Source organism: Leptotrichia sp., from assembly GCF_057270615.1.
Genome location: NZ_DBHIXN010000070.1, coordinates 1 through 7,846 on the forward strand (window position 1 = coordinate 1; position 7,846 = coordinate 7,846).

A 7,846-nucleotide genomic window follows, 5' to 3' on the forward strand; every position below is an offset into this window, starting at 1 on the left:
AAATTTGGAAGTAAAGTGGAAATTGGAAAATTTAATGAAGTAAAATTTGAAAAAGTGGGGAAATTACTGATTATTCGATTAAAAGAAAATAAAAATGAAGATGTTAGGGTTGTAAAAATTTAATATTATTCATATTTTTTCATTTAACACTGTTTCTCGTTATAAAATAATAGTTTTGTTATAATTTTTATTCTTTAAATAAGATTTAGTATAAATAGCAGATATTTTTATAAGAAAGTTAAGTTTTTGTGTTTGAATAATTAAATTTAATATAAATTGAGGTTTTAGATAATGAAAAATAGATATTTTAGTTTGATAAGAAGTAGGAAATTGAATAGGGAAAAATTAAGATCAGACAATAAAATAACAAAAAAAAATAAAGGAGCAAGTCTAGTTTATGTTCTAGTAATTTTATCAATAATATCGGCATTTTCAATTAATTTTGTGTATTATGTGCAACAAAAGAAAGATATGGTATTTTTGAAAAGCCGTAAAGAAAATAAAATAGAGAAAAAAATTTTGGTTCAGATGGAAAATAAGAATGTGGAAAAAATTTTGGAAAGGGGGATTAATTTTGATGGAAATTTGATTTTGCTAGGGAAGAGAGAACGGTATTTTGATAGTATTTTAAAAAAAGATGGAAAGAATATCGAATTTAAAAATTTAATATTTTTTGTAAAAGATACTGAAAGCATTGGAAATTACAGGATTAAATCTATAAGTGATGAAAATAATAATGAATATTCTTTACCGCTTGAGGAAAATAAAGTTTATAGTGAATTAAAAGTTGTATTTACAAGGAAAATTTTAGGTGAAGAGATTTTGTTTCAGGAAAAAGTTGGGTTTAGGAGGGTAAGTCCACTGGAAGTGGAGATAAGAGTTGTGGAATCAAAATTTTTGTAAAGTTAAGTTCAATGTTTTTTAATAAAATTATAATTAATAATTAAAATAGTAAAGGGGGAGTGATGGAAGAAAAAATAAAAATATATATAAGAAGCAGAAATAAGGTTTATATATATTTTAATAATGAAATATATTTTTTTGAAAATCAAGAGTTGGAAATGGCTCTGGAGTCGTTTTTTGAGGAAAATAACATTGGAAAAAATTTAAAATTGACTGTAATTTTGCATTATTCGTATTTTTTGTTTGATAATTTTGATGGAAATGTGGAAGAATCTGGCAAGAAGGAAAATAATATTGAAGATTCAGAGAAAAAATCTATAAAATTTGAAGATATTTCAGGAATTTTAAAGAAAAAAATTAATTTTGTAAAAAGAAAAATGATTATAAATCATTTGGAAGAGCAGTTTTTAGATATTTATTTGGATAGAAGGGAAATTTTTAAGATAAAAAATTGCTTGAAAAAATATTCGGCAGTAGTTTTAAAACTGAAAGTTGATTTTGAAGCTGTTTATAATTATTTTAAAGATGAAAATTTTGAAGCAAGTCAGAAAAAGAAATTTGAAAATAAAAATAATATTTTTAAAAATGAAGGAAATTTTCAGAATATAAATGGGAGTATTGGAGAGATTCAAGAAATAGAGATTCTTGAAAATGAAAATGTTAAAAAAAATCAAGAAATGGAAGTTTTTGAAAATAAAGTTGCGAATAGAAATTTTGGTGAGATTGAAGAAATTGATATAAATGAGGATAATAATTTAGAAAATGAAAATGATAAAATTGAAATTTTGCAGTTGGGGGAAGAAAATAGCCTTAGAATTTTGATTGAGGATGAAAAGATTATTGAGATTGAAAAAATTGAATTGAAAATTGAAGATGTGGATGATGTTGAAAATTTTGATTTTGGAGATATGATAGTTATTGGAGATGGAGAAAATGACATAAAAGTTATATTTTCAGGATCAGAGCTTTCGGATAATCTTGATTTTATGAAGAAAATGGCTGTTTTTGATAAGGAAAGTGTGAAGAGTATAAAAATTTTGGATGTTGTTATTGCTGGAATTTTTATATTTGCATATTTCCTGATTTATAATTTAATTCCGCTTCAGAAAAAAACTGTGGAAAATGAAATTATTCAGAAGGAGATAAAGTCGCTGGAAAAAGATTACTTGAAAAGAAAGGCTGAAAAAATTCCTGATTATTCAAAGGAACTTACGACTCTTCGTGAAATTGATAGCGGGATAAAAAGGCGGGAGTATTATTCAGTTATAAAATTTCTGGTTGAAAATAGTAAAAATGGTATTGATTATACGAAAATTAATTATGAAAATGCAAAGTGGATTGTGCAGGGAGAAATGGAAAATTTTAATAACTTTGAGCGACTTGAAAATAACATCTTGAGAAAGTATCCAAGTTCTGAATTGGGATATTTAAAGGATAATGATACAGCAACGATTTTTGAATATGTGATTGATCCATTTCAAAATTAAAAAATAGGAAGAGAAAAATGATAAAATTAAATTTTAAAATGATGGTGCTTGTAATTGGGATTGTTCTTATGCTAGTAAGTATCAATAAAAAGTATGAAAAATATAAGGAAATTTTGAACAATAGAAAAATTTTAATTGAAAATAAAAGAAATCTGGAAAATAAGATTATGGATGTGATTGAAAGCAAAGAGGCTGAAAGAAGTAAAGTTATGGGAGAATACAATGAAATAATGGAACTTACAGAAAGATTGTCGTTTTTGTCAATAAAAAATGAATCAGAATTTAAGAAAATGATTTATGTATTTTCACACGACAGCGGACTAAAAATGAAGGAAATCTCGAAGTCTGAGAATGTATGGGAAAGAAACGGATATAGACTTAAATATATTCATTTTACAGTATACGGAAGTTTGAATAACTTTGGAAAATTTGTTTATTTTGTTAATAAAAGTAAAAAATATATCGACACATCTAAAACATTTATGGAACTTACAAGCGATGGATTTAAAATCTCGCTGGGATTTATAGAAAAGCTTGAGGATAAAAATAAAATTAGTATTTAGCGGGATTTTTTATTGTAAAAAATGTAGAATTAAATAAAGTGGAACTATTTATTATTAAAAATTATAAATAATAAAAATATCAAAATTGAAAAAGGGGGGATTACAATTTTGGAGGGAAAGAAAAGATTTAGGTTTGGGATTGTTTTAATTCTGTTTTTTTATTTTTTTGGGAATAATATTTTTGGAGCAAAAGTGGCTGACTATGTTAATAAAAGTGACGTTGAAAATGCTAAAAAAATATTTATTTATGAAGTTCCCAAAAAGGTGCAAACTGATAATAAAAAAAAGGAAAATAATGGGAATAAAGCTAAAAACAATAGTAAGAAAGATAGTAAAAATAATCAGAATGTAAATAAAAATAATAATTCTGCCAATAAAAAAGAAGAAAATAAAAATAAAACAAATAACCAGAGTCAAAGTCAAAATCAAGTACAGCAAACTGTAAAGGAAATAAAAAAGAAAACTGGAGAAGTTGATTTGGAATATAGAAATGGGAAGGATATTACTGAGGCACTTAATGGTTTTTTTGGGTTTGAAGTGATTGGGATTGATAATAAGGTTATTTTTAGTGGGGATGAGAATAAAATTGAAGAAATGAAAAGGATTATAAAATCACTAGATAAAGAAAAGGAGCAAATTATAATAAAGGGGACTATAATTGATACAAGTTCTAATTTATTTGAGAGACTTGGTATTGATTGGAGCATAAATGGTGATAATGCAAATGCAAGCAAGGATAATTTAGTGGCAAAATTTTTGAATGGAGAAGTTTCAATTGCATCAATTTTTTCTAAAGGAGGAAAATTTTTAGGGATAGATTTTAATTTATTAAAGGAAAATGGGGATATACGGATTGAGGCTATGCCGACACTTATGATTATGGAAAATGAGGAAGGAGAGTTGAAGGTTACGGAAGAAGTGCTGGTTGGGGAAAAGAAAACTACGAAAAATGATACTGAATATGTAGAGCCCATTTTTTCTGAAGCTGGAATTGTTTTTAGAATAAATCCTGAAATTAGGAGAATTAATGGAGTGAAGAAAATTTTGCTTAAAATTGATACAGAAATAAGTAATTTTAAATTAACTTCAAGCTACAATTCATCTTCTGGTGCTAAACAGAAAAACCAGACAAAAACAACAATTACATTAAATAATGGGGGTTCAACTTTTATTGGCGGATTAAAGCAAGATGTGAGCAAAGAGACAATAAGAAGAGTTCCATTTCTATCAAAAATCCCTATAATTGGTCCGCTATTTAAGTATCGTAGAAATAATAGGGAAGTGCGGGATATTTATATTGAAATTGAAGCAATTATACAAGATAAAAGTTAATAGCTAAAATAATTTTTTTGATTTTTCTCAATTCATATAAAAAATTTATAAATTATACTGGAAATTTCAAAAATATGTAGTATAATATTAAGTAAAGACTATAGTAAAACCACTTTAAAACAGAACTCAAAGGCTATGGCTATTTATTCAAATCCTGAGTTTATACTATTTTCCGTTAAAAAAATGGAGTTACTATAATTTTGTTTAGTAAAGGATCAAGACTCCTTATCAGAAAGTAAATAGGACATTGTTTATTTTTTAAATGGGGGTTAGTATTAAAAATGTCAGATTTGTCATACCTTTTAAATTTAGTTTTGAAGCGTATTTTGATGACATAATTATAAATTAACTAATTTGAATTTAGGAAAGGAAAAAGATGGTTTCAATTCAAAGGATTGAAGAAATAATAAAAAAATTTAACAATATTAGAATAGCTGTTATTGGTGATATGATGCTAGATGAGTATTTGATTGGAAAAGTAAACAGAATTTCTCCAGAAGCTCCTGTTCCGATTGTGAACATAGAAAAAGAAAGATTTGTACTTGGAGGAGCTTCAAATGTAGCAAATAATTTGACTTCGCTTGGAGGGAAGGCTTATGTCTATGGGGTTATCGGAAATGATGCTAATGGAGAAAAATTTGTTAAAGAACTTGAAGTCAAAAATGTAAATTTTGATGGAATTGTGAAAGATGATACACGTCCAACGATTATTAAAAGCAGAGTTTTATCTCAAGGACAACAGTTGTTAAGGTTGGATTGGGAAAAGGATACTGATATTTCAGAAAATATTCAAAATCAGATTTTAGAAAATTTTGAAAAAAACATTGAAAATATTGATGCAGTATTGCTTTCAGATTATAACAAAGGATTGCTTACGAAAGATTTATCTAAAAAAATAATTGAAATAGCTAAAAAACATAATAAAAGGGTAATGGTTGATCCAAAACCGCAAAATTTTAAAAATTATGTTGGAGCAACTTCAATGACTCCAAATAGAAAAGAAATTCTGGATTATTTTGGAATGAAAAAATTTACAAGTGAAAAGCAGATTGCTGAAAAAATGGCACAATTAAAGGAAGAACTAAAGTTGGATAGTGTTGTGCTTACTCGAAGTGAAGAAGGAGTTTCGTTATTTAAGACTAAACATAAGAGAATACCGACTGTAGCAAGGGAAGTTTATGATGTGACAGGTGCTGGAGATACGTTTATATCAACATTTTTACTTTCAATATGTGCTGGAGCGGATTTATATGAGGCTGGGGTAATTGCAAATATGGCATCTGGAATTGTAGTTGCAAAAATAGGGACAGCTGCTGCGACACAAGATGAAATATTGGAATTTTATAAGGATAATGATAATACATTGAAAAGTATATAAAAATTAATAGTCATAGAAATTAAGATATAAAAAAATATAAATAATAAAGAAAAGGAAGTGAAATTATGGCAATTATTGCAGCAGTTGAAGCTGGGGGAACTAAATTTATTTGTGGATTGGGGACAGAAGATGGAAAGGTCATAGACAGAATAAGTATTCCAACTACAACACCGAAAGAGACGATGGCAAAAGTCATCGAATATTTTAAGGACAAGGAATTTGATGTAATAGGAGTTGGAAGTTTTGGACCAATTGATCCTGTAAAAGGTTCTAAAACTTATGGATATATTACAAAAACTCCAAAACCTTACTGGAGTGATTATGATTTAATAGGAGAATTAAAAAAACATTATGATGTTCCAATGGAATTTGATACCGATGTAAATGGAGCGGCACTTGCGGAAAGCTGGTGGGGTGCTGGAGAAAATCTTAAAAATGTTATGTATATTACAGTAGGAACTGGAATTGGTGCTGGAGCAGTTGTTGATGGAAAAATGCTTCAAGGATTAACACACCCTGAAATGGGTCATATATTTTTAAAAAGACATAAAGATGATAAATTTGAAGGAAGATGTCCTTTTCATAAGGACTGTATGGAAGGAATGGCTGCAGGTCCTGCAATAGAAGATAGATGGGGTAAAAAAGGATTTGAACTTGCTGACAGATCTGAAGTTTGGGATATGGAAGCATATTATTTGGCTCAAGCTGTAGTAAATTACATTTTGATTTTATCGCCACAAAAAATAATTATGGGTGGAGGAGTTATGAAACAAAAGCAACTGTTCCCGTTAATTAGAAAATATGTATTAGAATTTTTGAATGGTTATGTTCAAAAAGAGGAAATTTTGGAAAAAATTGACAATTATATTGTTTATCCTGGACTTGGAGATGAAGCAGGATTTGTTGGTTCAATTGCATTAGGAAAAATTGCATTGGAAAATAGTAAAAAATAAAAATTGATTTATAATTAATCAGGGGGGGATTAATTAAAATGATAAATGTTATAAAGAGTAACAAAACTGAAATAAACGAAAAGGATTTGCTATCTTTTACTAAAAGCGTGTATTATTTGTTAAATGGTAAAATCTCACTAATTGATACACTTGGAATTGTTGCTCAGAATTATGATGGAGATTTGAAAAGTAGGATAATTCGCACAAAACAGCAAATTGAAAAGGGAGTTTCACTTCATAGGGCTTTTTCTAAAATTACTTTAAATAGAGAATTCATGGAAATGGTTAAAATTGGGGAAGAAACTGGGAATTTAGAAATAGTTTTTAAGAATTTATATGAAAAGTATGAATTTAATCAGAAAATAAAAAAAGATATAAAAAATTTGAGTATTTATCCAATAACAGTTATAATTACAGCGTTAGTTATTGTATTTATACTGTTGAAATTTGTTGTGCCTAAATTTGTTTTAATTTATTCAGATATTGGGCAGGAATTGCCGAAAGTTACACAAATTGTTATAAATATTAGTAAAATAGTTGATAAATATGGAATTATTTTATTGATAACTATAATTTTTTTGTTTTTTTGTTTTAAAAAATGGAAAAAGCAAAATGAGAAAATTTTTGAAAGAAAAATTTTAGGAATAAAAATTATTGGAAAAATGTATAAAAATATTTGTATATTAAATTTTACGAGAAATATGTATTCTTTGACAGATGCTAATGTGCCATTAATTCAATCTCTAAAAATGTGTACAAATTCTAAAAGCTATGTTTTAAATGAAGAGCTGAAAAAAATTGTTTTAAAAATAGAAAAAGGTGAGAGTATTCAAAAATCATTTAAAAATACTACTTTTTTTGATAATGAATACATAAGTTTTCTCACAATTGGAGAAAAAACTGGAGAAATGAAAATATCATTTTTTAACCTAAATGAAATTTATTACGAAAAAGTTAGTGAAAAGATAAAATGGATTTTGAAAATGTTTGAGCCGCTTTCAATAATTTTTATTAAATAGTACAAGAACACTCACGACTTTAGTCATGAGATGAATTGCACGAAAATTTTAGTAAGCATATAGGGAAACTTGTATGTAGACACGGAGCAAAACCGTGCAACAAAGAAACTGAATTGCTGGGAACTCTTAAAGCTAGTATAACCACAACATAATACTTAGGTAATAATATATGGTATAAGTGTGATGGTGGCGAAAGCAGAAAAAATATACT

7 protein-coding genes are annotated in these 7,846 nt (G+C 27.1%); all 7 read left to right on the forward strand.

Annotation, left to right across the window (positions count from 1 at the left end):
- Positions 1 to 291 precede the first annotated feature (291 nt).
- The 7 genes from ACO409_RS09530 (at position 292) to ACO409_RS09560 (ending at position 7,635) form a co-directional block, all read left to right on the forward strand.
- Positions 292 to 903 (forward strand): hypothetical protein, encoded by a 612-nt coding sequence (locus tag ACO409_RS09530; protein WP_485556720.1) that lies wholly within the window; start codon positions 292 to 294, stop codon positions 901 to 903.
- A 62-nt stretch (positions 904 to 965) separates the two neighbouring features.
- Entirely contained in the window at positions 966 to 2,390 is a 1,425-nt protein-coding gene (locus ACO409_RS09535) for a hypothetical protein (RefSeq protein ID WP_485556722.1), read from the forward strand.
- A 17-nt stretch (positions 2,391 to 2,407) separates the two neighbouring features.
- Positions 2,408 to 2,953 carry a hypothetical protein gene (locus ACO409_RS09540; protein ID WP_485556724.1) on the forward strand — a complete coding sequence of 182 codons (546 nt, stop codon included), beginning with the start codon at positions 2,408 to 2,410 and terminating at the stop codon, positions 2,951 to 2,953.
- A gap of 108 nt (positions 2,954 to 3,061) precedes the next feature.
- Complete coding sequence (locus ACO409_RS09545) at positions 3,062 to 4,285, forward strand: type II secretion system protein GspD (protein ID WP_485556726.1); 1,224 nt, start codon at positions 3,062 to 3,064, stop codon at positions 4,283 to 4,285.
- 376 nt (positions 4,286 to 4,661) lie between these two features.
- Positions 4,662 to 5,663, forward strand: coding sequence for a D-glycero-beta-D-manno-heptose-7-phosphate kinase (rfaE1, locus tag ACO409_RS09550; protein ID WP_485556728.1), 1,002 nt, complete (start codon positions 4,662 to 4,664; stop codon positions 5,661 to 5,663).
- A 65-nt stretch (positions 5,664 to 5,728) separates the two neighbouring features.
- Positions 5,729 to 6,616, forward strand: a complete 888-nt coding sequence (locus tag ACO409_RS09555) for an ROK family protein (RefSeq protein WP_485556730.1) — start codon at positions 5,729 to 5,731, stop codon at positions 6,614 to 6,616.
- Between the two features lie 38 nt (positions 6,617 to 6,654).
- The gene (locus tag ACO409_RS09560) at positions 6,655 to 7,635 is read left to right on the forward strand and encodes a type II secretion system F family protein (RefSeq protein WP_485556732.1); all 981 of its coding nucleotides are present in this window, start codon (positions 6,655 to 6,657) and stop codon (positions 7,633 to 7,635) included.
- Positions 7,636 to 7,846: the final 211 nt, after the last annotated feature.

Coding starts and splice junctions, on each gene's coding strand:
- ACO409_RS09540 (WP_485556724.1), top strand. CDS start 2,408: ATGATAAAATTAAATTTTAAAATGATGGTGCTTGTAATTGGGATTGTT.
- ACO409_RS09535 (WP_485556722.1), top strand. CDS start 966: ATGGAAGAAAAAATAAAAATATATATAAGAAGCAGAAATAAGGTTTAT.
- rfaE1 (WP_485556728.1), top strand. CDS start 4,662: ATGGTTTCAATTCAAAGGATTGAAGAAATAATAAAAAAATTTAACAAT.
- ACO409_RS09555 (WP_485556730.1), top strand. CDS start 5,729: ATGGCAATTATTGCAGCAGTTGAAGCTGGGGGAACTAAATTTATTTGT.
- ACO409_RS09560 (WP_485556732.1), top strand. CDS start 6,655: ATGATAAATGTTATAAAGAGTAACAAAACTGAAATAAACGAAAAGGAT.
- ACO409_RS09530 (WP_485556720.1), top strand. CDS start 292: ATGAAAAATAGATATTTTAGTTTGATAAGAAGTAGGAAATTGAATAGG.